The 26,001-nt window shown below is 73.8% G+C and carries 25 protein-coding genes and 1 tRNA gene; 12 read left to right on the top strand and 14 right to left on the bottom strand.

Features of this window, described 5'->3' with window-relative positions:
* The first annotated feature begins 36 nt into the window (after nucleotides 1-36).
* Entirely contained in the window at nucleotides 37-1,287 is a 1,251-nt protein-coding gene (locus GA0070614_RS22025) for a glycosyltransferase 87 family protein (protein WP_088977744.1), read from the top strand.
* A gap of 148 nt (nucleotides 1,288-1,435) precedes the next feature.
* Here GA0070614_RS22025 and GA0070614_RS31705 read toward each other — a convergent pair whose 3' ends face one another.
* The 4 genes from GA0070614_RS31705 to GA0070614_RS22005 form a co-directional block, all read right to left on the bottom strand.
* Nucleotides 1,436-2,356: a hypothetical protein gene (locus GA0070614_RS31705; RefSeq protein WP_088977743.1), complete on the bottom strand. Its 921-nt coding sequence runs from the start codon at nucleotides 2,354-2,356 to the stop codon at nucleotides 1,436-1,438.
* A 129-nt stretch (nucleotides 2,357-2,485) separates the two neighbouring features.
* Nucleotides 2,486-3,208, bottom strand: a complete 723-nt coding sequence (locus GA0070614_RS22015) for a YcnI family copper-binding membrane protein (RefSeq protein WP_088977742.1) — start codon at nucleotides 3,206-3,208, stop codon at nucleotides 2,486-2,488.
* Nucleotides 3,209-3,223: 15 nt separating this feature from the next.
* Nucleotides 3,224-4,888 (bottom strand): copper resistance CopC/CopD family protein, encoded by a 1,665-nt coding sequence (locus GA0070614_RS22010; RefSeq protein ID WP_088977741.1) that lies wholly within the window; start codon nucleotides 4,886-4,888, stop codon nucleotides 3,224-3,226.
* A 133-nt stretch (nucleotides 4,889-5,021) separates the two neighbouring features.
* A complete protein-coding gene (locus tag GA0070614_RS22005; RefSeq protein ID WP_172892479.1) occupies nucleotides 5,022-5,666 on the bottom strand; it encodes a zf-HC2 domain-containing protein in 645 nt (214 codons plus the stop codon).
* A 108-nt stretch (nucleotides 5,667-5,774) separates the two neighbouring features.
* Between GA0070614_RS22005 and GA0070614_RS22000 the strand changes: the two genes are divergently transcribed.
* Genes GA0070614_RS22000 through GA0070614_RS21985 form a run of 4 tightly spaced genes read left to right on the top strand, consistent with a single transcriptional unit; the run spans nucleotide 5,775 to nucleotide 8,723 of the window.
* The gene (locus tag GA0070614_RS22000; protein WP_088977739.1) at nucleotides 5,775-6,362 is read left to right on the top strand and encodes a sigma-70 family RNA polymerase sigma factor; all 588 of its coding nucleotides are present in this window, start codon (nucleotides 5,775-5,777) and stop codon (nucleotides 6,360-6,362) included.
* A 33-nt stretch (nucleotides 6,363-6,395) separates the two neighbouring features.
* Nucleotides 6,396-6,920: a MauE/DoxX family redox-associated membrane protein gene (locus GA0070614_RS21995; protein WP_088977738.1), complete on the top strand. Its 525-nt coding sequence runs from the start codon at nucleotides 6,396-6,398 to the stop codon at nucleotides 6,918-6,920.
* On the top strand, nucleotides 6,913-7,629 hold the full coding sequence (locus tag GA0070614_RS21990; RefSeq protein WP_088977737.1) for a DsbA family protein: 717 nt from the start codon (nucleotides 6,913-6,915) through the stop codon (nucleotides 7,627-7,629). The genes GA0070614_RS21995 and GA0070614_RS21990 overlap by 8 nt, the downstream gene beginning before the upstream one ends.
* Nucleotides 7,626-8,723 carry a hypothetical protein gene (locus tag GA0070614_RS21985; RefSeq protein ID WP_088977736.1) on the top strand — a complete coding sequence of 366 codons (1,098 nt, stop codon included), beginning with the start codon at nucleotides 7,626-7,628 and terminating at the stop codon, nucleotides 8,721-8,723. The genes GA0070614_RS21990 and GA0070614_RS21985 overlap by 4 nt, the downstream gene beginning before the upstream one ends.
* 328 nt (nucleotides 8,724-9,051) lie before the next feature.
* Here the strand turns inward: GA0070614_RS21985 and GA0070614_RS21980 are convergent, their stop codons facing one another.
* From GA0070614_RS21980 to GA0070614_RS21965, 4 genes are read right to left on the bottom strand one after another with little or no spacing between them, the layout of a single operon-like run.
* Nucleotides 9,052-9,822, bottom strand: a complete 771-nt coding sequence (locus tag GA0070614_RS21980; protein ID WP_088977735.1) for an energy-coupling factor ABC transporter ATP-binding protein — start codon at nucleotides 9,820-9,822, stop codon at nucleotides 9,052-9,054.
* Complete coding sequence (gene cbiQ / locus GA0070614_RS21975) at nucleotides 9,819-10,589, bottom strand: cobalt ECF transporter T component CbiQ (protein ID WP_088977734.1); 771 nt, start codon at nucleotides 10,587-10,589, stop codon at nucleotides 9,819-9,821. The genes GA0070614_RS21980 and cbiQ overlap by 4 nt, the downstream gene beginning before the upstream one ends.
* A gap of 14 nt (nucleotides 10,590-10,603) precedes the next feature.
* Entirely contained in the window at nucleotides 10,604-11,002 is a 399-nt protein-coding gene (locus GA0070614_RS21970) for a PDGLE domain-containing protein (RefSeq protein ID WP_088977733.1), read from the bottom strand.
* Nucleotides 10,999-11,715, bottom strand: a complete 717-nt coding sequence (locus tag GA0070614_RS21965; RefSeq protein ID WP_088977732.1) for an energy-coupling factor ABC transporter permease — start codon at nucleotides 11,713-11,715, stop codon at nucleotides 10,999-11,001. Before GA0070614_RS21965 ends, GA0070614_RS21970 begins: the two co-directional genes overlap by 4 nt.
* A 122-nt stretch (nucleotides 11,716-11,837) precedes the next feature.
* On the opposite strand from GA0070614_RS21965, the gene bcp reads away from it, so the two are divergent.
* The 4 genes from bcp (at nucleotide 11,838) to GA0070614_RS21945 (ending at nucleotide 13,942) form a co-directional block, all read left to right on the top strand.
* Nucleotides 11,838-12,314, top strand: coding sequence for a thioredoxin-dependent thiol peroxidase (gene bcp / locus GA0070614_RS21960; protein ID WP_088977731.1), 477 nt, complete (start codon nucleotides 11,838-11,840; stop codon nucleotides 12,312-12,314).
* A 31-nt stretch (nucleotides 12,315-12,345) separates the two neighbouring features.
* Nucleotides 12,346-13,272: an HNH endonuclease gene (locus GA0070614_RS30795; protein ID WP_197701347.1), complete on the top strand. Its 927-nt coding sequence runs from the start codon at nucleotides 12,346-12,348 to the stop codon at nucleotides 13,270-13,272.
* Nucleotides 13,237-13,322, top strand: a tRNA-Leu gene (locus GA0070614_RS21950). Before GA0070614_RS30795 ends, GA0070614_RS21950 begins: the two co-directional genes overlap by 36 nt.
* A gap of 89 nt (nucleotides 13,323-13,411) precedes the next feature.
* Entirely contained in the window at nucleotides 13,412-13,942 is a 531-nt protein-coding gene (locus tag GA0070614_RS21945) for a GNAT family N-acetyltransferase (protein WP_088979585.1), read from the top strand.
* A gap of 106 nt (nucleotides 13,943-14,048) precedes the next feature.
* On the opposite strand, the gene GA0070614_RS21940 is transcribed toward GA0070614_RS21945, so the two are convergent.
* From GA0070614_RS21940 to GA0070614_RS21930, 3 genes are all read right to left on the bottom strand, one after another.
* The gene (locus GA0070614_RS21940) at nucleotides 14,049-15,041 is read right to left on the bottom strand and encodes an expansin EXLX1 family cellulose-binding protein (protein WP_088977730.1); all 993 of its coding nucleotides are present in this window, start codon (nucleotides 15,039-15,041) and stop codon (nucleotides 14,049-14,051) included.
* A gap of 54 nt (nucleotides 15,042-15,095) precedes the next feature.
* Nucleotides 15,096-15,413, bottom strand: coding sequence for a hypothetical protein (locus tag GA0070614_RS21935; protein WP_197701346.1), 318 nt, complete (start codon nucleotides 15,411-15,413; stop codon nucleotides 15,096-15,098).
* 110 nt (nucleotides 15,414-15,523) lie between these two features.
* Nucleotides 15,524-16,357, bottom strand: a complete 834-nt coding sequence (locus tag GA0070614_RS21930) for an O-methyltransferase (RefSeq protein WP_088977729.1) — start codon at nucleotides 16,355-16,357, stop codon at nucleotides 15,524-15,526.
* Between the two features lie 126 nt (nucleotides 16,358-16,483).
* On the opposite strand from GA0070614_RS21930, the gene GA0070614_RS21925 reads away from it, so the two are divergent.
* The 3 genes from GA0070614_RS21925 to GA0070614_RS21915 all read left to right on the top strand — a co-directional run bounded on the left by GA0070614_RS21925 (nucleotide 16,484) and on the right by GA0070614_RS21915 (nucleotide 20,740).
* A complete protein-coding gene (locus tag GA0070614_RS21925; RefSeq protein WP_088977728.1) occupies nucleotides 16,484-17,560 on the top strand; it encodes an LCP family protein in 1,077 nt (358 codons plus the stop codon).
* 227 nt (nucleotides 17,561-17,787) lie between these two features.
* On the top strand, nucleotides 17,788-19,227 hold the full coding sequence (locus GA0070614_RS21920) for a sugar transferase (RefSeq protein ID WP_088977727.1): 1,440 nt from the start codon (nucleotides 17,788-17,790) through the stop codon (nucleotides 19,225-19,227).
* Between the two features lie 199 nt (nucleotides 19,228-19,426).
* On the top strand, nucleotides 19,427-20,740 hold the full coding sequence (locus tag GA0070614_RS21915) for a hypothetical protein (RefSeq protein WP_157745068.1): 1,314 nt from the start codon (nucleotides 19,427-19,429) through the stop codon (nucleotides 20,738-20,740).
* On the opposite strand, the gene GA0070614_RS21910 is transcribed toward GA0070614_RS21915, so the two are convergent.
* Genes GA0070614_RS21910 through GA0070614_RS21900 form a run of 3 tightly spaced genes read right to left on the bottom strand, consistent with a single transcriptional unit; the run spans nucleotide 20,713 to nucleotide 25,999 of the window.
* Nucleotides 20,713-23,514 (bottom strand): O-antigen ligase family protein, encoded by a 2,802-nt coding sequence (locus GA0070614_RS21910; protein WP_088977725.1) that lies wholly within the window; start codon nucleotides 23,512-23,514, stop codon nucleotides 20,713-20,715. The genes GA0070614_RS21915 and GA0070614_RS21910 overlap by 28 nt on opposite strands.
* Nucleotides 23,514-24,710: a glycosyltransferase gene (locus tag GA0070614_RS21905; protein ID WP_088977724.1), complete on the bottom strand. Its 1,197-nt coding sequence runs from the start codon at nucleotides 24,708-24,710 to the stop codon at nucleotides 23,514-23,516. The genes GA0070614_RS21910 and GA0070614_RS21905 overlap by 1 nt, the downstream gene beginning before the upstream one ends.
* Nucleotides 24,701-25,999 carry a glycosyltransferase gene (locus GA0070614_RS21900; protein WP_088977723.1) on the bottom strand — a complete coding sequence of 433 codons (1,299 nt, stop codon included), beginning with the start codon at nucleotides 25,997-25,999 and terminating at the stop codon, nucleotides 24,701-24,703. The genes GA0070614_RS21905 and GA0070614_RS21900 overlap by 10 nt, the downstream gene beginning before the upstream one ends.
* Nucleotides 26,000-26,001 lie beyond the last annotated feature (2 nt).

Genomic DNA, 26,001 nt, shown 5'->3' with positions numbered 1-26,001 from the left:
GGCACCGTCGGCGCGGTGGACCGCTAGGGTTTCCCCGTGCCAGCCGAATCCGTCGCGCCACCCGCCGTCACCGCAGACGACCGGAGGAGCCGTACGGTCCGCCGGGTCGCCACGGTGCTGGCGCTGGCGGCCGTGCTGCCGGCGCTCTACCTGCCCGGCATGGTGCACGACTTCTTCGACCTGAAGATCTACATGCGGGCGATGGACTGGTGGGCGGCCGGGCACCCGCTCTACGACTACGTGCAGCCGGACCGGGTGCAGGGCGCGCTCTACTTCACCTACCCGCCGTTCAGCGCGCTGCTGCTGCGGCCGTTCGCGGTGCTGCCGCTCGGGCTGACCATCGCGGTCTTCACCGTCCTCACCGGCATCGCGGTGATCTACACCACCCGCTGGCTGCTCACCCCGGTGATCGCGCGGCACGACCTGCCCCGGGTGTTCACCCTCACCGTGGCGGTGCTGCTGGTCTTCGCGGTCGAGAGCACCCGGGAGACCATCACCTTCGGCCAGATCAACATGCTGCTGGTGGTGCTGGTCCTGGCCGACCTGCTCTTCGCCGTGCCGCAGGCGCGGCGCTGGGCCGGGGTGGCCGTCGGGCTCGCCACGGCGCTCAAGCTCTTCCCGGGCATCTTCATCGTCTACCTGCTGGTGACCCGGCGGTGGCGGGCCGCGGCGGTGGCCGCGGTGACGGCGGCGGTGGCGACGCTGCTCGCGGCGGCGGTGGCGCCCCGGGACTCCTGGCGGTTCTGGACCCACGAACTCTGGGCGACCGACCGGGTCGGCCGCACCGACTACACCGGCAACCAGTCGTTGTTCGGCCTGCTCAGCCGGATCGACGCGCCGGCCGAGCCGAACCGGCTGCTCTGGCTGGCGCTGGTCGCGGTCGTCGCCGGGTACGGCCTGTGGCGGGCGGCCCGGGCGGCGCGGGCCGGCGACGAACTGACCGGGCTCACCCTCACCGGCCTGGTCGGCGGGCTGATCAGCCCGATCACCTGGACCCACCACATCTACTGGTTCATCCCGGCGGTGGTGGTGCTGGTGGACGCCGCGCTCGACGCCGACCGGGACGACGCCGGCGGAGCCCGGCGACGGCGCCGACTGCTCGCGCTCGCGGTCGGCACGGGCGTGGTGATCGTGTACGGGGTGGTGTCCTTCTACGACTGGGGTGTGGCGCCGGCGCGTACCGACACCCCGTGGGAGTTCCTGCTGCGCAACGCGTACGTGCTGCTGGCGCTGCTGCTGCTGGTGACCCTGCCGGTGCGGCGGACGACCCGGCCGGCACGCGGATAAAATCGCATCAAATGGACAGACGTTCCTACGAGCGACTATCGGCGCTAATCTGACGACACCCACCTCTGGCACCTGTCAGGTGGCACCGATCCCCCGGTGAGGACGGCCCTGCGCGTCGGCAGCGCGCAGGGCCGTCCGTATGACGTGGTCAGTCCCCGTCCACCGGGTCGGGTGTCGCATCCGGACGCTGCGGCGGCCACGGCGGCAGGTCCGCCAGGCTGGCCGGGCGGCGCGCCGGCACCGCCCCGATCGCCGGACGGGCGGCCTCGGACGCGCCCACCGACACCAGTTGCCGCTCCGGTTCCCGGGCGGGCCCGGCGCCCAGGCCGCTCAGCGAACTCACCCCGAGCCGTCCGGCGAGCACCGGCACCTGGTCCGGCTCCACCACGAAGACCACCTCGCGGGGCCGGACGGGCCGCACCAGCACCAGCACCGCCAGGGCGACCAGGAGCAGGCCGCCGGCCGACGAGCCCCACGCCAGGGGCCGGAACCAGTCGGCGCGCCACTCGGCGCGCACCGCCACGGCCAGGTCGGTGCGCCCGTCGGGGCGCATCACCACCAGGCTCAGCCGCCGACCCGCCAGTTCGGCAGGGCTCCACTCGACCGCGCCGATTCCCTGGCGTACCCAGAAGGCGGCGTCGAGCGGGACGGCCGGGACCGGCCCCGCCGGGGCGGCGGCGGACGCGGGCGTCGCCTCGGTCAGCCGGACCGGCAGCGGGCCCCGCGCCAGCGCGACCCGCCCGACCACGGCGTGCGCGGTCCCGTCCAGCCAGCCCCGCACCTGCTCGGTCGGGGCCAGGCCGACGAAGGCCGGACCGTCGGCGGTACGGGCGGTCAGCCGCAGCCGGGACGGCCCGACCCGGGCGAACGGCGCCTCGGCGCGCAGCAGCGCGTCGACGTCCTGCACCAGCACCGCCCGGCCCGGGGTGCGCAGCGGCTCGACCCGGGCGGTGAAGGCCCCGTCCCCGGCGGCGTGCCGGGCGACGACACCCAGGCCGGCGCCCGCCAGCAGCAGGGGGATCCCGACGACCAGCAGCAGCATTCCGGTGAACGCCCGCACGAACCGCATACGTTCCGTCTCCTTCGGTGACCGGGTACCCGGCCGACCTTACCGACGGCACCGCCTTGATCTGCGGATATCGGCGGGACCGACCCGGACGGCCGCCGGCGGGCGGACGGCCGGCGGCGCACCGCGCGATCACGCCTTCGGTGCGGCCTCCCGGCGGGTCCGGGCCAGGGCGAGTCCACCCAGGAGCAGGCCGGCCAGCCCGGCCACCAGGCCGGCGACGCCCAGCCCGGTCGCCGCGCCGTCGGAGTCGTCGTCGTCATCGTCGGCCTCGACCTGCCCGGCCGGGGCGGCCGACGGCGCGGCCGACGCCGGGGTGAGGGTGAGGACGGGGGCCGGCTTCTCCGGCTCCTCCGCACCCGGGGTCGGCTCCTCGATCCAGCGCACCACGTTGCCGTCGGAGTACGTCTGCAACGACTTGAAGACCATCCGGTCGACCTGCGGCAGCGGCCCCATCGACACCGGGAACTCCTGGAACTGGCCCGGCTTGACCGCCGCGTCGCCGCTGGCCGTCCAGGTCAGCTTCGACACCACCTCGGTGAGCTGGCTGCCGTGCACCTCCACCGGCGGGTCGACCTTGCGCTTCTCCACCGCGACCGTCCACCCCGGCACCGGCATCGTCGAGACCGAACCGACCGGGGCGTTCTCCGGCAGCACCACCTCGACCTTGGTGGTCGAGGCGGTGTCGCTCTCGTTGGGGACCCGGAAGGCGAAGCGGCCGTAGCCGCCCTGGGTCGCCTCCTTCGGGTTGACCGACACGTGCGCCGAGGCGGGCCCGGCGACGCCGAGCACGGCCGTGGTGGCGACGGTGAACACGACAGCGGCGGCGGTTGCGGTACGCCGGAGACGGAGCATCTGAGAGCCTTTCGCCTACTTGATCGGCACGGTGGCGGTCACCGTGGCCTGGTCGATGTCGGACGTGCGGACGGTGAGCCGCAGCTGCCACTCACCGGCCGCCGGGAAGGTGACCTCCCCGGTCGCGTGGTTGTCGGTCAGCGGCAGCAGCGGGATCTCGATCGGTTCGATCCCCGCCGACGGCAGCGCGGCGGTGGCCTTCCACTCGGCCACCGGCTGCGGCCGGTTGTCCTTCGTGTACGCGTACAGGTGCAGCGAGTTGTTGCCCCGCTCGGCCGGGTCCAGCTGCACCTCGAGCGAGTAGATCGGGCTGGTCAGCGTGGCGGAGAAGGTGCCGTTGGTGGTACCGGCCACCTCGGCGGCGGCGACCCGGGCCGGGGTGGTCTGCACCAGGGTGGCGGAGACCCCGAGCACCACCGCGGTGATCGCCAGCTCGACCCAGACCGCCCGCCGCACCGGCGTCGGCCGACCGGCGGCGGTGCGCCGGCGCACCAGCGCCCGCGAGTACGCCGCCACCCCGACCACCAGCGCGAACAGCGCGATCTTCGCGAGCAGCAGCCGCCCGTACGTGGTGTCGAGGAGCGCGGCGAGGCCACCCACCTCGATCAGCGCCTGCACGGTGCCGGCCAGCAGCAGCGCCGCCACCGCCAGCGCCGCCCAGCGCGACCAGATCGGCAGGATCGCCCCCAGCTCCCGCTCGTCGGCGCGGCGCAGCAGGAACCCGGCGAGCATCACCAGCCCGCCCAGCCAGACCGCCATGCTGCCCAGGTGCACCGCGTCGACCAGCACCGAGACGGCCGGCGCGGGCGAGGCCGCCGCGTGCCCGGACAGCGGCCAGGTCAGCAGCGCCGCCGCGCCGAGCACGGTCAGGATGATCCCGTCCGAGCGGTCCACCTGCCCCCGGGTCAGCGGGCGCAGCAGGAACACCGCCGCCACGAGCAACCCCAGCCGGACCAGGTGCGCGGTGCCGTACGTGCTGCCCAGCACCTCACCGAAGCCCGCGCCGGTGACGGCGAACGGCCCGCCCCCGGCCGTGTACGGCACCTGCAACCACAGCTCGGCCACGGTGGCGACGGCGAGCAGGACGGCGCCGGCCCAGAGCACCCGGGCCGGGCCCCGGCGGGAGAGCCGCTGCGGCCAGAGGGCGGTGAGCACCAGGGCCGCGCCGGTCACCAGCAGCAGCCCCACGTAGCCGAGGTACTTGACCACCTTCACCCCGGTCTCCACCACCGGGTTGGCGCGACTGTCCGCGCCGGAGTCGGTCGGCGGCGGCGACGGCGCGCCGACGGAGTAGGTGAACGCGCCGGAGACCGGGTGGCTGTCGGCGGAGATCACCCGGTAGCTGACCAGATAGGTGCCGCGCGGCCCGGCCCGGTCCACCGGGACGGTCACCACCGCGCCCTCGAAGGTCGGCTCGCCCCGGTCGGCGCGGGAGCCGTCCGGGGCGATCACCCGGATCTTGCCGGTGACCTTGCGGACGGACTCGCTGAAGGTCAGCACCACCTCGGCCGGCGCCTCCGGCACCACGGCCGAGGCGACCGGGCTGCTGCTCACCAGCACGGCGTGGGCGCTCGCCGGTGTCGCCGGGACGAGCAGCAACGCGACGAGGGCGACCAGGAGGCCGGCGGTGGCGCCGAGCCGGACGGACCAGCGACGATCGACGACGTTCATGACGGCCATGCTCGCCGACGCGGGGCCCGTTCGGCGACCCGGCCCCGTGCCCTGTCGGTCACCGTGGCGTCCGCCACCACGGGCGTACCCGGGCGGCGTGCCGCCCACCCCGGCGCGACCTGCCGACCCGACGGACGGCGGCTCACCCGCGTCCCGCCACGACCGCGCCCGACCAGTGCCGGCCCGGTTCCCCGCCGACCCGGCCCAGCGCCCACAGCAGGCCCGCCTGCACCACGGCGGCCAGGTGGCCGATCTCGTGCACCAGCGCGGTCGTCGAATTGGCGATGTCCACCACGCTGGTGCCGGCCAGGCAGAGCGCCAGCACCAGCGCCACCGGCAGGAACGCCCGGGCCCGTTCCGGCCGCCAGGCGGCCAGCGCGAAGCCCACCGCGAGCGCCACGTCGAACGAGGCCATCTCCCGGCTGACGTGCGGGTCGGCGGCCACCCCCAGCCCGGCGAGCAGCACCGGCAGGGCGATGGCGAGCTGCGCCACGGCGGCCACTCCCACGGCCACCCGCAGCACCTGACGACGTGCGGCGCGCACCGCCGCCGGGGCGCGCCCGGCCAGCACCGGGTCGGCGGCCACCGCCGCCAGCACCCGGGCGGTCAGGTCGGGCACCTGCACGGCGCGTACCCGGGTGAGCCGGGTCACCTGCTCGGCGCGGGCCAGCCAGGAGCGGCAGCCGGGGCAGGCCGCCGTGTGCGCGTCCAGCACCGCCTCCGGGACCTGCGGGTCCTCGCCGTCCAGCCGCGCCGACAGCGCCGCGCGTACGTCGTCGCAGTTCATGGGCAGGTAGTCGGGTACGGGGGCGGGAAAGTTCCCGACGTGAGCCAGGCCATGGAAAGGGTCGAAGGACCCTGCCCTCCCCATTTGCGCCGCGTAACCTCGGGTGACGTGATCCCCGCCCCGCGTGACACCTCCGCCGGCCGCCACCCGGCGGCGCGCGGTGCTGCGCCGGACCCGGCGACCGGGTGGGCGCTGGCCGCCCGGGACGGCGATCCCACCGCTCAGGCGGCCTTCGTGCGGGCCACCCAGGTCGAGGTGTGGCGTTTCGCCGCCGCGCTGGTCGACCCGGACAGCGCCGACGACCTCACCCAGGAGACCTACCTGCGGGCGTTCCGGGCGCTGCCCGGCTTCCAGGGCCGCTCCAGCGCGCGCACCTGGCTGCTCGGCATCGCCCGCCGGGCCTGCGCCGACCACCTGCGCACCGTGGTCCGGCGGCGTCGGCTGGACGAACGCCTCGCCGCCGACGCGCACACCGGCCGGGCGCACCCCGACCCGGCCGGGCAGCTCGACACCGCCGACCTGGTCCGCCGGCTGCCCGCCGAGCGGCGCGGCGCGTTCGTCCTCACCCAGCTGCTCGGCCTGTCGTACGCCGAGGCCGCCGCCGTGGAGGGCGTGCCGGTCGGCACCATCCGCTCCCGGGTGGCCCGGGCCCGCCACGACCTGGTCGACGCCGTCCACGACGCGATGGCCGGCTGAACCGTGGAACTTCGGGACGGGACGCGACGACAAATGAGTGTGACCGCTGAGCCCACCCGCACCGGCCGCTGGCCCGTCGTACGCCCCTGGATCGGTGTCGCCGCCCGGCTCGGCCTGGCCGCCGTCTGGCTGATCGCCGGCGGGGCGAAGGTCGGTGACCTCGCCGCCTCCGGCCGCGCCGTCAACGCCTACCAGGTGATGCCGTACGACCTGGCGATGGTGATCGGCGCGGCGCTGCCCTTCGTGGAGCTGGCGCTCGGGGTGATCCTGCTGCTCGGCCTCGCCACCCGGCTCGCCGCCGGCGTCTCCGCCGCGCTGCTGGTGGTCTTCGTCGCCGGCATCGCCTCCGCCTGGAGCCGCGGCCTGTCCATCGACTGCGGGTGCTTCGGCAGCGGCGGGCAGCTCGCCGCCGGGCAGACCCCGAGCTACCTCCCGGAGATCCTCCGGGACCTGGGATTCCTGGCGCTGGCCGGATTCCTGCTGATCTGGCCCCGCACCCCCGTCTCGGTGGACGGCTGGCTGGCGGGCGACCCTGGCGTGGAGGACGACGATGAGTAGTCGCAAGGGGCAGAAGGACGCGGCCCGGGTGGTCCGCGAGCAACTGGCCCGGGAGAAGCGGCGCAAGCGGACGCTGTGGACGTCGGTCGGCGCGGTCGTGGTCCTGGTCATCGCCGGGCTGATCGGCTGGAGCGTCTACTCCAGCCAGCGCGCCGACGACTTCACCGCACCCAAGGGCACCAACGACGCCGGCACCGGCGTGGTGATCGGCAGCGGCCCGGTCACCATCGACCTGTACGAGGACTACCTCTGCCCCGCCTGCAAGCAGTTCCAGGAGATCAGCGGCGCGACCATCGACCAGCTCGTCAGCGAGGGCAAGGCGAAGGTGGTCTTCCACCCGGTCGCCATCCTCAACCGCTACTCCACCACCGAGTACTCGACCCGCTCGTCGGCCGCCTCCGGCTGCGCCGCCGAGGGCGGCAAGTTCAAGGAGTTCACCGACGCGCTGTTCGAGCGGCAGCCGCCGGAGGGCGGCCCCGGACTGAGCGACGACGAGCTGATCGACATCGGCGCGGGGGTCGGGCTGAACCGCGACGACTTCGGCTCCTGCGTCTCCGACGGCACCTTCAAGCCGTGGACCCAGCACGTGACCGAGGACGCCAGCAAGGCCCGCGTCACCGGCACCCCGACCATCCGGGTCGACGGCAAGGACGTCGCGGACCGCTCCCCGGAGGGGATCAAGGCGGCGGTGGAGGCGGCCGGCAAGTGATCCCGCCCCTGCTCCGGCGGGCCGGCCTGGCCGTCACCGCCGCGTTGCTCACCGTCCTCACCGTCGCCGCCCCGGCCGCCGCGCACGGCGCGGACGCCCCCGACGGCACCGACTACCGCACCGAGGTGACCGGCCTCACCCCGGCCCGCCCCGGCCTGACCGTACGGGCGGTCGAGGCGGGCGCGCGGCTGGAACTGGTCAACACCGGCGGACGCGACGTCGAGGTGATCGGCTACTCCGGGGAGCCGTACCTGAAGGTCGGGCCGGGCGGGGCGTACGAGAACACCCGCTCCCCCGCCACGTACCTGAACCGGACCCTGGCCGGCGACACCACCCTGCCCGCCGAGGCGGACCCTGCCGCGCCGCCGCAGTGGCGCAGGATCGCCGACGAGCCGCGGGTCCGCTGGCACGACCAGCGCGCCCTGTGGCGCGAATCCGGGGTGCCGGCCCCGGTCGCCGCCGACCCGACCCGCGAGCACCGGGTCCGCGACTGGGCCGTGCCGGTACGCGACGGCGCCGAGCCGGTGGAGATCCGGGGCACCCTGGACTGGGTGCCGCCGCCGGACCCGTACCCGTGGTGGGTGGCCGCCACCCTCGGCGCCCTCGCCCTCGGCGCGGCCGGGCTGCTGCCGGCCGGCTCGGCCGCCGGGACGCAGGCGCTGCGCGCGGTCGGGGCGCTGCTCACGCTCGGCGGCGCGGCGGCGGTCGTCCTCGTCGTCGGCCGGGAACTCGACGCCGGCGCCGACGGCCTCGGCGGACTGCTGCTCGGGCTGCTCGGCGGGCAGGTGTGGGCGCTGCTCACCGCGCTCGGCGCGATCGCGGCGGGCGGCTACGCGCTGGCCCGCCGCCCGGCCGCCGACTTCGCGCTGGCGCTGGCCGGCACCTGCCTGGCGATCTTCGTCGGGGTGACCAACCTGTCGATGCTCTCCCGCGCGGTGGCGCCGGTGCCCTGGCCCGGCCAGTACGCCCGGCTGCTGCTCGTGCTCGTCCTGGCCGCCGGCGCCGGCGCGCTCGCCGCCGGTGTCCTACGGCTGCACGCCGCCTCGCGCGCCGCCCTCGCGGCGTCGGCCGACCGCACCCCGGTGCCCGCCTGACCGCCTCACCGCCCGTCGCCCGTCGCCCGTCGCCCGTCGCCCGTCGCCCGTCGCCCGTCGCCCGTCGCCCGTCGCCCGTCGCCCGTCGCCTGCACGATGGTCGCCCGCACGATGGTCGCCCGCCCGGCCGGCCGTCGCTCGCCCGCCTGCCCGCCTGGCTCGCCGGGCGCGCGCCGTCGGGCCGCGCACGCACCTCGCGCCTGCCCGCCGGGTGGTCGCCCGACCGCCCGTCGAGGGCAGCGCTCGGGCGGCCCGGGCGGCCCGGCGGGCCGGCGTCCGGGGCGGTCGGTCGAGGCCTCGGCGCGGCGACCACCGGTGACACCGCCGGTCAGGGGCGGGGCAGCGAGTGCGGGGTGAAGCCGTAGGGAAGTTCCAGGCGGTGCCGGGCCAGCAGCTCGGCGTCGGCCAGGACGTCCAGGGTGGGGGCGTCGGCGACGATCCGGCCGGCGTCCAGGATCACCGCGCGGTCGCACAGCTCCGCCGCGTACGGCAGGTCGTGGGTGACCATCAGCAGGGTCACCGGCAGGCCGCGCAGGATCTCCGCCAACTCCCGGCGCGACGCCGGGTCCAGGTTCGACGACGGCTCGTCGAGCACCAGGATCTCCGGGCGCATGGCCAGCACGGTGGCGACCGCCACCCGGCGGCGCTGCCCGAACGACAGGTGGTGCGGGGCCCGGTCCCGGTGCTCGCCCATCCGCACCGCCGCGAGCGCCTCGTCCACCCGCTCGGCCAGCTCCGCGCCGCGCAGCCCCAGGTTGGCCGGGCCGAACGCCACGTCCTCGGCGACCGTGGGCAGGAAGAGCTGGTCGTCCGGGTCCTGGAAGACGATGCCCACCCGGCGGCGGATCTCGGCCAGCGTGGCCCGGTCCTTCGACACGGTCAGCCCGCCGACGGTGACCGTGCCCTCGGTGGGCGTCAGGATGCCGTTGAGGTGCAGCACCAGCGTGGTCTTGCCGGCCCCGTTCGGGCCGAGCAGGGCCACCCGCTCGCCGCGCGGGACGGTCAGGTCCACCCCGTGCAGGGCGACGTGCCCGTCCGGGTACGCGTACCGGACGCCACGGACGTCCAGGGAGACAGCGGGCTGCACGTCCCCGATCATGTCAGGACGACGGCGGTGGCGGCGATGCAGACCGCGACCACCGGCACCGTCGCCGCCGCCAGCCACTGCCCGGCCGTCGCCGCGCCCGCGCCCTGCCAGACCGCCGGCATCCGGCCGGAGTAACCGCGCGACAGCATCGCCAGGTACACCCGCTCGCCCCGCTCGAACGCGCGCAGGAACAGCGCGCCGACCCCGGCGGCGAAGCCGCGCAGCTGCCACAGGAAGCGTGGGTCGTCGCCCCGGGACATCCGGGCCACCCGCATCCGGCGGGCCTCGCCGACCAGCACGTCCAGGTAGCGCAGCATGAAGGTGGCGATCTGGGTGACGATCTCCGGGCAGCGCAACCGGTCCAGGCCGAGAATCAGGTCCCGGGTCGTGGTGGTCGCCGCCAGCAGCAGCGACGCCAGCACCCCCAGGGTGCCCTTGGCGACGATGTTCCACCCGCCGTAGAGACCGTCCACCGACAGGCTCAGCCCGACCACCTGCACCCGCTCCCCCGCGCCGAGGAACGGCAGCGCGACGGCGAAGAGCACGAACGGCAGCTCGATCATCGAGCGCAGCAGCAGCCAGCGCAGGCCGACCCGGGCCAGCGCAGCGACCACGGCGACCAGCGCCGCGTACCCGGCGAACGCCCAGAGCGCCTCGCGCGGGGTGGCGACCACGGCGACGGTGAACAGCACCATCGCGGTGATCTTCACCTCGGGGGCGAGCCGGTGCACCGGGGAGGACGCCTCGCGGTAGAGCACGTGCGCGTGTCCCGCGCCCATCGTCGTCCGCCCGCTCAGCCGGTGGCGCCGGCGCGCTGCCGCTCGTCGCGGGCCGCGTCACCGGAGTCGTCCGGCCCGGCCGGGCCGCGCCGGCGCAGCAGCCAGAACAGACCGCCGCCGATGGCGAACGTGAGCAGCACCCCGAGCACCCCGGACAGGCCGGTCGAGAGGAAGCCGTCGTCGATCCCGGCGACCCCGTAGTCGGCGAGCGGACCGCCCACCTCGTGCTCCTTCTCCTGCTGCGCCGGGCAGGAGCCGCCGGTGATCTCCCCCTCGGCGTCGACCGTGCAACCCTTGAGCAGGGAGGAGTCCAACCCGTCCGGGTGCGACGAGGCGTAGTTGCTGACCACCCCGGCCAGCAGGAGCGCGACCAGCAGGCCGACCGCGACGAAACCCCAGGACCGCTTCCTCACCGGACACCTCCGACCGCCGGGACGGGCGCCGGCGCGGCCGGCTTCAGCGAACGCAGCGCGTACACCAGGTCGGGTCGGACCTTGGCGACGGTGACCACGGTGGTCGCGGTGATCAGCCCCTCGCCGATGCCGATCAGCAGGTGCACGCCGCCCATCGTGGCGGCCAGCCCGGTGATGTTGCCGCCCAGGTCGGTGGTGCCGCCGAGCCAGTACTGCAGGACGAAGCCCTGCGCGGCGACCACCACGCTGAGCAGCGCGGAGACGAACGCGGTCACGCCCAGCCCGGCCGGGGTGCGCGGCAGCACCCGCAGCAGCCCGGCGATCAGCAGGTACGCCACCGCGGTGCCCAGCAGCGCCATGTTGGTGACGTTCAGGCCGAGCATCGCGACGCCGCCGTCGCCGAAGACCAGGGCCTGCACCACCAGCACCACCGCCACGCAGAGCGCACCGACCCAGGGGCCGACCAGCAGCGCGGCGAGCGCGCCACCGAGCAGGTGGCCGCTCACCCCGGCGGTGAAGATCGGGAAGTTGAGCATCTGCACGGCGAAGATGAAGGCGGCGACCAGGCCGGCCATCGGGGCCAGCCGGTCGTCCAGGTCACGGCGGCCGCGCAGGACGCAGACGGTCAGCGCGGCGAGGGCGAGCGCCGCGAATGTCCCCGCCACGGGACCGTTGATGATCCCGTTCGAGATGTGCATCGCCAGGGTGTCCACCGGGTCAGCTTATTTCCACGGCATCGCTGTTGCCAAGATGTGGCAACAAGCCATGGCGTTGATCACCGTACGCCCGGCGCGCGTCGGCCACCCGGCCGGCGACCGGCGGTAGGGTCGTCGCCATGACCGCGCCCGACCGCCTCAGCCCCGGCGACCCCGCCCCCGACTTCACCCTGCCCACCGACACCGGCGAGACGCTCGCCCTGGCGGACCTGCGCGGCCGCCGGGTCATCCTGTACGCCTACCCGGCGGCGATGACCCCCGGCTGCACCAAGCAGGCCTGCGACTTCCGCGACTCGCTCGCCTCGTTGCAGGCCGCCGGCTACGAGGTCGTCGGCATCTCCCCCGACAAGCCCGAGAAGCTGGCCAAGTTCCGCGAGCGCGACGCCATCACCTTCCCGCTCGTCGCCGACACCGACAAGGCGGTGCTCACCGCCTACGGCGCGTACGGCGAGAAGCAGATGTACGGCAGGACCGTCACCGGAGTGATCCGGTCCACCTTCGTCATCGACCCGGACGGCAAGCTCGAGCGGGCGTTCTACAACGTCAAGGCCACCGGGCACGTCGCCAAGCTGCGCCGCGACCTCGGCCTGGACTGAGGTTGTCGTACCGGGCCACTACCGTCCGTGCGTGGTCCGGTACAAGTACGCGCCCGAGCGGCTGGGCGAGGTTGCCGCCGCCGCGCACAGCGTCACCGAGGTGCTGCGGCTGCTCGGGGTGCGCGTCAGCGGCGGGTCGCACGCGCACATCAGCCGGCAGATGAAGCGGTTCGGTATCGACACGTCGCACTTCACCGGCAGCGCCCACAACAGGGGCAGCCGGGGCGTACGGCGGACGACCTCCATGCAACTGCTGCGAGGCCTGCCGCCCGGGTCCCGCCGTACGCCGGGGACCCGCCTGAAGTGGGCGCTACGCGACATCGGGGTGCCCGAGCAGTGCGAGGAGTGCGGTGTCGGGGCGATCTGGCAGGGCCGCCCCCTGACCCTGCACGTGGACCACGTCAACGGTGACTTCCTCGACAACCGGCCGCCCAACCTGCGGATGCTCTGCCCGAACTGCCACAGTCAGACCGCCACCTACGCGGGACGGAACAAGCGGGACACCGAGCGGGCTCCGCCACCGCCCGCCGACGCGACAGCCGCCGTCCGTTCCCGGCTCGGGGACGCGCAGACCGAAGACGTCCTCACCGAGCTGCGAGCGGGCGTCATCGGGCCGTCCGAGGCCGCGAGGCGCATCGGCTGCCACCGCAACCACGTGGCGCGGCTACGGGAGCGACTCACCGCCACGGGCACCGTCACCATTCCGCCCCGAACACCCCGCACCACGGTCGGTGCGGCGCATGCGGAGACGATCGTGGCGTACGCGCTGGCCAACCCCACGCTCGGTCCTCGCCGGCTGGCCGACGCCATCCGGGCGGCCACCGACGGGAGGTGCACGGTCAGCCACGGCACGGTCTCCACCGTCCTGCGGAGAGCGGGGCTGCACACGGTTTCCGCGCGACGCTCTAGACTCAGCGGGTCGGCGGGAGTGGCGGAACGGCAGACGCGCAGGCCTTAGGAGCCTGTGTCCGAGAGGACGTGGGGGTTCGAAACCCCCCTCCCGCACCAGCCCCACTCGGCCCTGCGGCCCCACGACCGCTGTTGCGGTCGTCACGATCGCAGGATAACGCCGTACCCCGTCGCGCAGGATGGCCGGCGTGAGCCTGTGCTTCGTCCTCGACCCCGACCTGACGCCCGAGCTGCGCCGACGGATCACCGACCTCTGGGTGGACGTCACCAACGCCGGTGGCGCCGTGGGCTTCGTCGCCCCGGTCACCGCCGACGACGTCCGCCCGGTCGCCGAGGCGACCTTCGACGACATCACGGCCGGCCCGGACCGGCTCCTCGTCGGTTTCGAGGACGGGCAGCCCGTCGCGGTGCTGATCTTCGCGGACAACCGGTTCCGACTCAAGGCCCACTGGGGCACCCTCAAGCGGGTCATGGTCCATCCGGGGACGCAGGGTCGCGGGTACGGCGCCGCGATCATGCGGGAGGCCGCGCGCCTCGCCCCCGGACTCGGCTGGCAGGCGCTGCACGTGACCGTGCGGGGCGGCCTGGGCCTGGAGAGGTTCTACGCCCGGCTCGGCTACCGCGAGGTGGGCCGGCTGCCGGCCGCGCTGCGGGTGGCGCCCGGCGACGACCGCGACGAGGTCCTGTTCTGGCTCGACCTGGACCAGCCGGCGGACTGACCGGGCAGCACCCAGCCGGGGGCTCGGGGCGGGCGGGACAGCCCACGCCGACGGCAGGGCGCGGCGGGGCACGGCCCGACACGGCCCACCTCTTGCCGTCCGCCGGTCAGGAGCAGCCGGGTGCCCGGGTCCCCTCCGCCGCCGGTGCGACGGCCGCGCCGGGCGACGCCGGCGTGGCGCTGCCCGTCGGGCTGGTGGTGGGGCGGGGCGAGGCCGACCGCGACGGGCTCGGCCGCGCCGACGGGGACCGGGTCGGCGTGCCGGTCCGGTCGGTGCCGGGCGCGGCGCTTCCGCCGCCGTACATCCGCACGGTGCTGCGTTGGGTCCGGCCGGGCGCCATCCGGATCCCGGTGGCGGTGGCGCGGTGGCCGTACACGTCGGTGACCCGCACGGTGTACGGCCCGGGGCCGGCCCCGGACTCGATCAGCCAGTAGTTGTAGTCCTGCCGGGTGGCGGAGCGGAACGTCGTCGAGCCGCTCGGTCGTACCTCGACGGAACGCAGCGGGTTGCCGTGGTCGCCGACGAGCACGGCGAACCAGTACTGCGAGGAGCCCTCCTTCATCCGGAAGGTGAGCGGCCCGGGCAGGGGCGGGTCGACGACCGCGCGGTAGCTGACGGAGACGATGCCCTGCACGGGGTCGGCGATGCGGGCGAACGCCTCGCGGGACAGGTCGAGGTGACCGGTGGCGCACTCGGGGCACTGGTCCATGACCAGCACCCGGACGGTGCCGCGCGGGCCGGTGACGTCGAGGTGGCCGCCGCAGGCGGCGCCGGCGGCGTACTCGTCGGGGCCGAGCGCGACGTAGAGCCGGTTGGCGGGCGCGGCGGGGTACGAGCAGTTGCCGCCGGCGCCCTTGGAGTCGTAGAAGGTCGCCTTGCCCTTGTGGACGGCGCCGCCGACGGGCGGGGCGGCGGCGCGCGGCGCGGCGGCGCAGGCGGGGGCGGCGCCGGAGCGCAGGGCGAGGCTCAGGGCGAGGACGACGGCGAGCCCGCTGGCGCCGGCGGCGGCGAGCCAGCGGGTGCGGGGCGCGCGGGGAGCCCGGCGACGGCCCGCCGCGGGACGGGTGGCGGGGTCGGTGGGAGCGCTACCGTCGATCACGCCGGTCGATGTTGCCGGACCGGTGCCTCCGGGGACAAGTCGGCCGGGCGATTGTCAGGACGCCAGCCTCTGACGGTCGCGCAGCAGCCCCGACGCGGTCACGGTGAGCGAGCGCAGCGGCTCGACGACCTCCGGCCGGGCGCGCAGCAGGTCCTCCAGGCGGACCCGCCAGATGCCGGCCTCGACCGGGGACCGGTCCTCGGCGGGGTACGACACCCTGGCCCCGGTGTCACGCAGTTCCTGCTCGTGGGCGGGGCCGAGGATCTCGCCGACCTGATGGGCGAGCCAGGCGAACAGCTCCGCGTCGTCGGCCGCGGCGACGAACAACCGGGCGGTGTCCCAGGCGAGGCGGGGGTGGTGGACTACCTGCATCTCGACTCCTCTGTCGATGTGCCAGTGCGGCCATCATCGATCGGTGTCGGTGCCTGCGGCAAGGCCCGTCGGCCCAGGTCGACCCCCGATCGTGACCTGGGCCGCCGTGGTCACCAGGCCACGCCGATGCCGTCCCCCGGGTACCAGTGGTCGCGCGGGGTCTCCCGGTAGGCGAGGAACCTGCGACCGGTGCGTTCGGCGTGCTCGGCGAGCACGTTGGTGTGGGTGACGTTGTCGGTGAGCAGGATCGCGCCGGGGGCGAGCTTGGCCTCGACGGCCTCGAACTCGCGCCGCTCGTGGGCGCGGCTGTGGTCGCTGTCGTGCAGGAACAGGTCGACGGGACGGTCGAGCGCGCCGATCGAGGCGATCGAGTCGCCGATGACCAGGTCCACCACCTCGGACCAGGGGGCGGTGCGGGCCAGGTAGCCGGCCTCGGGGTTGATGTCCAGTGAGGTCACCCGGCCGGGGTGGCCCTCGGCGGCGTTGCGCAGCAGCGCGGCGGCGAGCACGCAGCTGCCGAGCCCCTTGTCGACGCCGGTCTCCACCACGTGGGCGGGACGGGTGGCGCGGACGATGGCGTACCAGCCGATGCGGCGGGCGTAGCGGACCTGCTTGTCGGCCAGGCCGCGGCGCGCGGACCCGGCGGTGGCCCGCTCGATGTGGCCGCGCAGCGTGTCGTCGGACTCGATCTCGTCGAGGTACGCGCGGACCTGCTTGACGGGCACGTCGCAGACGACGCTGACGAACCAGGCGAGGTGCTGCCGGCTGAGCTTCGTCAGGTCGTAGGTGTAGTTGTGGTGTTCGCGGGAGGTGAAGAGCCACCGGGTGCTGGTACGGATGACCTTGGCGTCGTGCCGGGCCACCCGGGCGAGCCGCTTGGGGAAGGCGGCGACCGGGGCGAGGCGGGTGCGGGCGATGGCCCGGCGAAGCGTCGTTGCGTCCACGGGAGGGTTCTACCAGGCGAAGATGAAGATCGGCGAGGAAAGTTTCGATTCACCGACCGGGTGGCCGGGGTCGGCCGACCGGACGAGGGTCCCCGCGCCGAAACGTGAATCAGTAGCATCGCGGCCATGTCAGATCGTCAGCAGCTCGCCGATCCCGAACCGCGTTTCCCGGCGTCCGATGTGGATGCCGAGGGTGGGACTCAGCCGGTCGCGCCGGTGCGGCGTCGCCGTCGGGGGCGGCGGATCGCGCTGATCGTGCTGCTGGTGGTGGCGTTGCTGGCCGGCGGTGGCGCGCTCGCGGGCGGTCTGTACTACCGCTCGGTCAACTCCTCCATCGACCGGGTCGACGCGTTCACCGAGGTGCCCGAGGAGTCCCGCCCGCAGGTGGTCGCCAAGGGCGCGATGAACATCATGATCCTGGGCAGCGACTCCCGCGACCCGGAGAACGCCGGGGGCTCCCGGAGCGACACCATCATCCTCGCCCACCTGCCGAAGGACCGGTCGAGCGCCCAGCTCATCTCGATCCCGCGGGACACCTGGACGAACGTTCCGCGCTCGAAGCAGGGCCGCGGCGGCCGGGACGCCAAGATCAACGCGGCGTACGCGTGGGGTGGCGTGCCGTTGATGGTGCAGACGGTGGAGAAGTTCACCGGCGTCCGGATCGACCACGTGGCGATGGTGGACTTCGCCGGGTTCAAGGAGATCGTGGACGCCCTGGGCGGGATCGACATCGACGTGGAACAGGGCTTCACCTCGACCCACTCGCTCAACCCGGGCGGCAAGCGCGAGTTCGTCGCGGGTCGGCAGACGATGGACGGGGCCGCCGCCCTGGACTACGCCCGCGAGCGGTACGCGTTCGCCAACGGCGACTTCACCCGGATCAAGCACCAGCAGCAGGTCATCAAGGCGATTCTCGACAAGGCCGCCTCGGGTGGCACGTTGAGCAGCCCCACCAAGCTGAACTCGTTCGTGAAGGCCACGGCCAACGCGGTGGCCGTGGACGAGTCACTGTCGCTCGTGGACCTGGCCATGGAGATGCGGCACCTGCGCAGCGGCAACCTCGGCTTCTACACCTGCCCGGTCAAGGGAACCGGCCGCGTCGGCAGTGAGAGCGTGGTGTTCCCGGACAACGCCAGGGCCAAGACGTTGTTCGACGCGGTGCGCCGCGACTCGGTCGAGCAGATCGTTTCCGCCGGAAAGTAGGACTTCCCTTTGCCGTGCCGGCTGTGGTGGTGTGGCGGAGACGCTCGTATCCTTCGATCGCCCTGGGCCTGCGCGAGCGGGCCCAGGGCAGTCACGGGGGAGATTCGACAATGTCAGGCCATTCGGCGACAACAGATCCGGCTGCGGTTGTTCCGCGGTTGAACACACCACCACCACCACGGGCCGGCGCGCGAGCGCCCGAGGCGGCAGGTGACGAGGGCCTTCCCATGGGCATCCCCTCGGTCCGCCGGCCGAGCGAGCCGACGACCGCGACGCCGGCGCGCGCCGGTCTCGACACCACCGCAGTGCTGCCGTACGCGGGTTCGCGGGCCTCGAAGCGGACCCGCGGGCTCCGGGCCTGGATGCTGGCCCTGCCCGTGGACCTCGCCGCGCTGCTCGCTCCCCTGCTGTTGAGCCAGAGCTACTGGCGGGGAACGCTGTCCAACGCCGCCCTCGCGGTGGCGGTCTTCGCGACCGGCGGGCTCTACCGGGCCCGACGCCACCTCAGCATCCTGGACGAGCTGCCCGCCCTGAGTGGACGCCTGTTGGCCTGCGGCGCGGTGGTGGCGATCATCGCGACCTACCGCCACGACTCGGTGCCGTACGTCAGCGGGTTCATGCACGGCGTGGCGCTCTCGGCGGTGCTGGTGGTCGTGGGGCGGGCCTGCACCAGGACGCTCACCATCGTGGCGCGCCGGCGCCGGTGGCTGGAGCACAACGCCATCGTCGTCGGCGGCGGCCCGGTGGGTGTGGAACTGGCCCGGCTGCTGCGCCGCTATCCCCAGTACGGCCTGCGGTTCGTCGGCTGCGTCGACGTGCCGACCCGGCAGGACGCCGGTGGAGTTCCGCTGATCGGCACCCTCGACGACCTGGAACACCTCGTCCGGCTGGTCGACTGCGACGTCGTCATCATCGCTGATCCGGACTGCCCCGAGTCGACCGTGATGGAGGCGCTGCTCCGTCCCGCCAGTGCCCGCTGTGACCTCTGGGCGGTCCCCCGCCTCTGGGGCTCGGGGTCCCAGGGCGGATACCCCGACCACGTCGGCGCCATCCCGATCGTCCAGATCGGCGACATCACGCTCTCCGGGCCACGGTGGGCGATCAAGCGGGCCTCCGACGTGGTCATCGCCACCCTGGCCCTGCTCGTACTGAGCCCACTGCTCCTGCTCTGCCTCGTCGCGACCTTCATCGACGGTGGTCGGGGCGTCTTCTTCCGGCAGGAGCGGATCGGTCGGTACGGCAAGCCGTTCCAGGTGGTCAAGTTCCGATCGATGCGTCCGGTGGACGAGCACGAGTCCCAGACGAACTGGTCGATCGCGCACGACCGACGGGTCGGACCGATCGGGCGGTTCATGCGCCGTACGTCGCTGGACGAGCTGCCCCAGCTGTGGAACATCCTGCGCGGCGAGATGAGCGTGGTCGGGCCACGACCGGAGCGGCCGTACTTCGTCGAGAAGTTCTCGGCGGAGTACCCGAACTACGCGATGCGCCACCGGGTGCCGGTGGGGCTGACCGGACTGGCGCAGGTCAGCGGTCTGCGCGGGGACACCCCCATCTCCGACCGGGCACGATTCGACAACTACTACGTCGAGAACTGGTCGCTCTGGTTGGACATCAAGATCCTGTTGCGTACGGTCGCGGAGGTCTTCCGCGGTGGAGGTCGCTGACCGGACAGCGCCGACACCGGGCGTCCGGGACGGGTCCGCCCGACTGGCAAGGCCGAGCCACCTGTGGTCGGGCTCCGGAAGTCCGATCACCTCCCGTGCGACGCGCGCCTCGCGCCAGCAGGCGCGCACGCGTCCGGGATGATGGCCGCTTGCGGCTCATCGCTAGGATCCACCGACAGGAAGAGCAGAGAAGGCGCAGATGCAGCAGCTGGATCCTTACCAGTTCATCAGGACGCTGGCGTCGTCGCCGGCAGGCGCGGTGTGGTCGGGGACGGACGTTCACGGCCTGCCCGTGACGGTGGCCCAGCTCGACGCCACCGTGGCGGGCCACCCGGGCTGGCGGGAGGCGTTCACCAATGCCGCTGCGACCGTCCGGTACGAGCGGCCGGACGCCGGAGAGGTGGCCTCCGACTTCACCGCTCCGACGCCGTGGGTGGCCTACACCGGTGACAACGCCGCCCCACCGGCCCGCATCTTCCAATTGCTCGGGGTCGAGCTGACGGCGTCGCCCGCCCCGGCGGAGGCGGCCGGGCCGGAGTCCGCGGCGAGCGCCGCGACGCCCCCGGCGGAGACCGGCCCTCAGCAGGACAGCAGCGCACAGCTCGACGGCAACGCCTCACCCACCAGTGGCGCACCCGTTCCCGTCTCCGGGGTACCGGTCTCGACCCCGCCGCCGTCGGTGTCGGCTCCGCCGTACGCCGTCACCATGCCGTTCACCGAGATCCCGCCGTTGATGGCCCAGCCGGTGCAGCACACCGAGGACGTCGACACGGCAACCCGCGAGCCCAGGATCAAGCCCTCACCACCACGGCAGCGTCGCACCGGCCTGTGGGTCGCGGTCAGCACGCTCGTCCTGGCGCTGCTGGTCGGCGGCGGCTACCTGCTCGCGGCCAACGTGCTGCGGAACGACCCAGGGCCTCGGCCCACTCCGACCAACGCCGGCGGCACCACGAGTGCGCTGCCGTCCGCGGAGGCGACCACGGCCCAGCCTGCCAGCCCCGGAGCGGAGCCGCCCAGGGCGGGGGCCTGGCCGGCCGCCTGGCCGCGCTTCCAGGAGAACGACGGCTTGCAGACCCTCACCGGTCTGGAGGGAATCGACTTCCCGATCAAGGTCCCGCAGAACTGGCAGTGCACCCCCAGCGCCTTGACGCAGACCTCCGCCCGCTACTACTGCGGTCTGGCGGTGGCCGGCGAGCCGAAGATCGGCGGAGAGCTGATCGTCCGGGACTGCCCGCTCGACTGCACCCAGGAGCAGCAGGCCGCCATGCGCAAGAGCGAGGAGGCCTGGAACCTGCAGTGGGTGCGGAGCGGCCGGTACTCCTGCTACGCCGAGAGCAGCTCGCTGGAGATCGACGGTGAGCGCCGGTACGGGTTGGTGGTCGTCGCCTACTGGCGCGGTGGCACCGACGGCAAGCTCAACCGGCAGATGGTGTTCCGCATGACGGCACCGGTCGACGGCGCGAACCAGCTGCGCCGGGTGGCCAACTATCTGCGTGGCACGTTGATCTTCTGAGCATCATCGTCCGGTCCCGCCGTCGCGGTCGTACCGGACAGCGCGACGTGGGTGGGCCGACCTCCGTCCGGCCCACCCTGCGTGTCCGGGTGCGAATCGGCGAGCCCGTCCGGCGCCGGCCAGGGTACCGGCCGGGGCCGTGATCCGGGCAGGGACGCCGCACCGGGCCGGGCGGGAGACGCCGGCGCGTCGAGCAGCGCGGTCGGTCCGGCGAGCGCGATCGTCAGCAGCGGTAGCCACGTGACGTAACCGGACAGGGTCGTCGGAATGTGGGAAGCCTCCAACCACGAGACGTGGACGAGCCCCACGAGGAAGAGCAGCGCCGCCGGTCGCCCCTGCGCCGCGAGCATCGCGGATCGGCGCCAGGCCGCCCAGCACAGCAGTCCGAACGCGACGAGGGCCAGCAGGCCACCGACGACGAGCAGCTGAACCATGACGTTGTGCCCGTGGTTGAACTGGCCGCCGAGTTCGGCGGCGAGCGCGGGGTCCTGCTGGAAGAGCTTCGGTCCCCAACCGACGATCGGGCTGTCCCGCCACCGATCGAGCAGTGCCGCCCAGATCCGGCCTCGCTCGCTGAAGCTCTCGGGATCGGTGGTGATCAGTGGGACCACGACCACGAGCAGGGCGCCGGCCGCGAGCGTCACGGACGCCGGCCAACTCCGGTGCCGGAACAGGCGCAGCAGCACATACGTCAGCAGTACCGCGCCGACGGCGAGCTGGCTGGTGCGGGACCCGGTCCACAGCAACGCGGCGAGGATCAGGGCGAGGCACGTCCAGCGGAGCCCGGGGTGACGCAGGTGGAAGACGAAGGCGACGCTGAGCGCCAACGCGATACCCAATACGTTGGAGTGCAGGTACGGCCCGGCGAGCAGACCGCCGAGCAGCACGGATTTCTCTCCCGCCGCAGCACCGGAGATCAGCGCCAGGTCGGGACGCGCCGCGGCGAAGACCATCGAGACGAGGGCGGTGAGCCCGCCGAGAACGCCGATGACCCCGAGCACCTCCTCGCGCGGGCGCTGCGCCCAGATCGCGAAGGCTGCCAGCGGGAGGGCAACCGCGACCGGGCCGGGCGTCTGGCCGTGCAGCAGACCGGCGACCTCGACGGCGAGCAGGGGAGCGACGCCGACAGCGAGCCACCGCCAGCCGGCCGGGCGCCGCCGCCACAGTCCGTGCACGCCGAGGCCGGCCGCCAGCAGCAGGAAGAGCAGCGTCAGCCCGTTGCCGGCCGCCTCGCCCAGCGGTGGGACCAGGTCCTCTCGGGAGTTGAAGGCAGGCCGCCCGGTGTCGACGAGCTGCATCACCTGGGGTGCCAGCACCCGCGTCCAGGCCAGGACGATCAGGACGGCCACGCCGGTCGTGCCCGGTCCGATCCGACGGTAGAGGGCTACCGCCCGGGACACCGGCGAACCTGCCGACGTGGCGGGGCTGCCGGTCCCCGGCAGGTCGGCCTTGTCGGCTCCGCCTCCGACCGCCGCAGCCGTCGGGCGTACCCCTTCCAGCATCCGAGCCACCTTCTCCTTGACGAGACGGACATCGCCCTCGTACGGCACCGTGAGCATCCGCAGCGACCCGAGTGCCGGCACCCGGCCGACCGCGACACCGGCGATGATCATCGCAACGGCGTACCCGGCGAGACTCGCGAGAGCCGCCCCGACCGCCCCGAGCGGGGCCAGCGCCAGCAGCGCCAGAATACCGACGACCGAGCCCGTCACCAGGGCAGCGGAGGACCACCCGGGACGGTTGTGCGCCAGCAGCGCCGCGCTGTAGATGGTCATGCAGGCGTACAGCAGAGTGCCGGCGCAGAGGATGACCGTCGGGGCGACAGCCGGCGTGAAGTCCGCGCCGAAGACCAATGGCACGGCGAATCCGGCCGAGAGAGCCAACAGCCCGCAGATGACCACCGACGCCAGAACCGCCAACCGGGCGACCTGTGTCGTGTCCCGGGAACTTTCGCCCGCAGGACGGCCCATCAGGACCGTTCTGGCCGCTGTGGCGACAACCATCGGAAGTTCCGCCAGGCTCACCGCGACGGCGTAGTACCCGAGTTCCCGCGCTCCGATGAGCGGCAGTCCGACGACCTGGTCGAGGCGGGCGCTGGAGATCGCCGCCAGCACCCCGGGCAGACACGTCAGGGCGTAGCGGATGAGCGAGCCGGTCGGCACCGGATCCGGCGGGGCGGACTCACCGCTGGGCACCTCGACCGCCGAGCGGAGCCGGACCAGTCCGATCACCAGGCCGGTCAACACCGACCCGATGAAGATCAGGCCGGCCTGGTACGCGCTCAGATCGAACGCCAGGCAGCAGAAGATCACCAGGGCGGTACGGACCAACGCCGGCACCACTTTGACCAGGTTCAGGCCGCGGATGTCCGAGCCACCGGTCAGGGCACCGATGAACAGGTTCGCCAACACGTGCAGGGGCGCGAACAACGCCAGCGTCAGGAACTGGCCGTGCCGGGTGGGGTCGGGAAAGATGAAGAGCCCGAGCACCGCCATCAGACCGACGGCGAGCACGCCGAGCGGCGCCATCGCCACCAGGCTGACCTTCGCCGCAGCCCGTCTCGACAGCCGCCCCTCCCGGACGTGGTAGCTCAGGGCGTCCTGCAATCCGTACGTGCCGATCCAGCCGCACACCACGATCGGCAGGGTGAGCGCCGCGTACAGGCCGCGGCCCTCCGGCCCCAGCTCACGGGAGAGGAAGGGGCTGACGAGCAAGCCGCTGATCGGGATCAACAGATTCGCCGTGGAGGCCGACACCAGTTTGCGCGTCGACATCAGGTGCCCTCGTACGAGTCCACGGTGCCGAGCTGTCCGAGCCGGTCGAGGGAGTCGACCAACTGGTCGGCGAAGCGTGCCTCCGAGAAGTGCCCCCGGACCAGGGACAGCGCCGCGTCGGCCATCCGGTCGAGCTCCGCGGGCGTGGTGGTGAGGATCGCCTCGGCGAGCCCGACGGGCGTGTCGGCCGTGCGCACCGCGTCCGTCGCGGGGACGCCTTCCCGTCCGATCGGGGTGCTGAACACCGGCACCGAGTGTGCCAGCAGGGTCAGAGTCTTCAGCTTGACTCCCGCGCCGCTCCACAGTGGCACGACCGCTGCCCTGGCCCTACCGAGGACCGGTCGCAGATCCGCGGCCCAGCCGGTCAGCTCCAGACCGTCGTGCTCGCCGAGGGCGGCACGAACCGGTTCGGTGAGCCCGGATCCGACGAGTTCGAGGGTGTACCCGGCCGCACGCAGCCGCGGCCACCCGTCGGCAAGGAACCGGTGCAGGCCGAGCAGGTTCGGCCGGTAGGAGAAGCTGCTGAGCCAGACCAGTCGTCCGGCGACCGGGCGGGCGACGTACCCGTCGGGCAGCGGAACGCAGCTGGGCAAGGTGAAGTCGGCCTGCCGGCCGTACTCCCGGGCCAGGCGGGTGGCTTCTTCGGCGCTGGTCACCGACACCGTCGCGCACCCGGTGAGCGCCTCCCGCTCGAATCGGGCGGAGATGCGGGCCAGGTATCGCGCCCGGAGCTGCTGGGCCACGCCCACCGCCTCGTCGACGTCCTGCCGGCTGCTCGTGGCGAGCACGTTGGCCTTGTCCCAGTGCCACCGCAGCGGAGTGTCCCGGACATACACCCCGGCCGCCTCGCCGATGGCCAGCCCGACGCCGGCGCGGGTCCGCAGCGCCTCGTGCAGTTGGTGGCTGTACCGGGTACGCACCCAGGGCGGCACGCCGTCGAGCAGGGATTCCTGGTAACGGCCGAGGGGCCCGAGCCGGTCCAGCCGGTACGGCGTCGCGGTGAAGTCCCGCACGGCGACCCCGGGGAGCAGGACGCGCAGCCGCGTCACGTCCGCGTCGGTGGTTTCCGGGCGGCGGACCACGAACAACGTGTACCGCCGCGCCCGTGCCAACGCGCGCAGCATCATCAGCACGCGGATCGGGTCTCCCCGGTCCTGTGGCAGCGGGAAGAACGTGACGACGACGGTCAGGTCCATGCCGTCCCGACCTCCCCCGGGGTCCCGCCGACCTGTTCGCGTGCCGGGCCCGCGGCCGGGTCGGTGGCGGCCGGAGCACGCCCATCCACGGTGGACACGAACGGGACACGGGAGGCGGTCGAGCGCGGGGCGCGGTCGACGAGCCGGCCCCACACGGTCAGCAGCCGCCGGGCCTGCAACGTGGGAGAGAACTCCTCGCGCAACCGCCGGGCCAGGATCCCCGCCCGTCGTCGCCCCTCTTCAGGTCGGTGAATCAGCTGCCGCAGCGCGTCGGCCAGCGCCGTCGGATCGTCCGGCGGAACCTGCCAGCCGCCGTCGGATCCGATCAGTTCGGGGATGCCGGACACGGCGGTGGTCACGACGGGCACTCCCCGGCTGGCGGCCTCCATCAGAAAGACGGGAATGCCGTCGAGGTCGCCGTCGGCGGCCCGCCGGCAGGGCAGCACCGCGGCGTCCGCGCCGACGAGCGCGGCGGTGGCCACCCGGTGGCTCACCGCGCCGTGGAACGTGACCACGTCGGTGAGGGCCGACGCGTGGGCCCGATCGGCCAGCACCGATCGGATCGGCCCGTCGCCGTAGATGTCGTAGCGGACCGGGATGCCGGCGCGGACCAGCAGCGCAACGGCGTCCAACGCCGTGTCGACGCCCTTCTTCTCCACCAGGCGGGCGACGGTGACGAGGCGGATCGTGCTGCCGGTGGGACGGCCCTGCGGTTCGACGATCTCGCCGTCGAACGCGGCCCGGACCACGCTGTGCGGGATCTCCGACACGGTCGCCCCCCGCTCGGCCAGTTGGGTCGCGGCGGCCCTCGAGATGACGAAGAGGTGGCTGAGCAGCCGGAGTCGCCGGTCCAGGGCGGGGCCGTTGCCATCCAGCAGGAAGTCCGCGGCGTGCGCCATGGCGGTCACCGGGACGGCGGTCCACCGCCCGACCAGCGCGGCGACCGCGGTCGGCAGGTTGACGAAGTGGGCGTGCAGCACGTCAGCGCCGAAGCGGGACACCGGGCCGGACAGCCGGGCCGCGTGAGCCGCGGCCAGCAGCGCCCGCGGCAGGTAGGACATCCCGAGCACACGCACCCCGGCCAGCGTCCGGACCGGATGACGCAGCAGCGCGCCGAGGACCTGCCTCAGTTCGGCGCCCCGGCCACCGTCACGGCGGGCCACGAAGACCTCGACGGTGGCACCGGCCGCGCGCACGGCCTCGATCTCCGAAGTGATGAAGGTTTCGCTGTAGCTCGGCGGGCGGAGCAGGACGTATGCGACCCGCAGCGGACGACCGGGAGCGTCCATCT

Source organism: Micromonospora coxensis, from assembly GCF_900090295.1.
Classification (GTDB): domain Bacteria; phylum Actinomycetota; class Actinomycetes; order Mycobacteriales; family Micromonosporaceae; genus Micromonospora; species Micromonospora coxensis.
The sequence above is the reverse complement of the archived record's forward strand: the minus strand, read 5'-3'. Positions and strand labels throughout refer to the sequence as shown.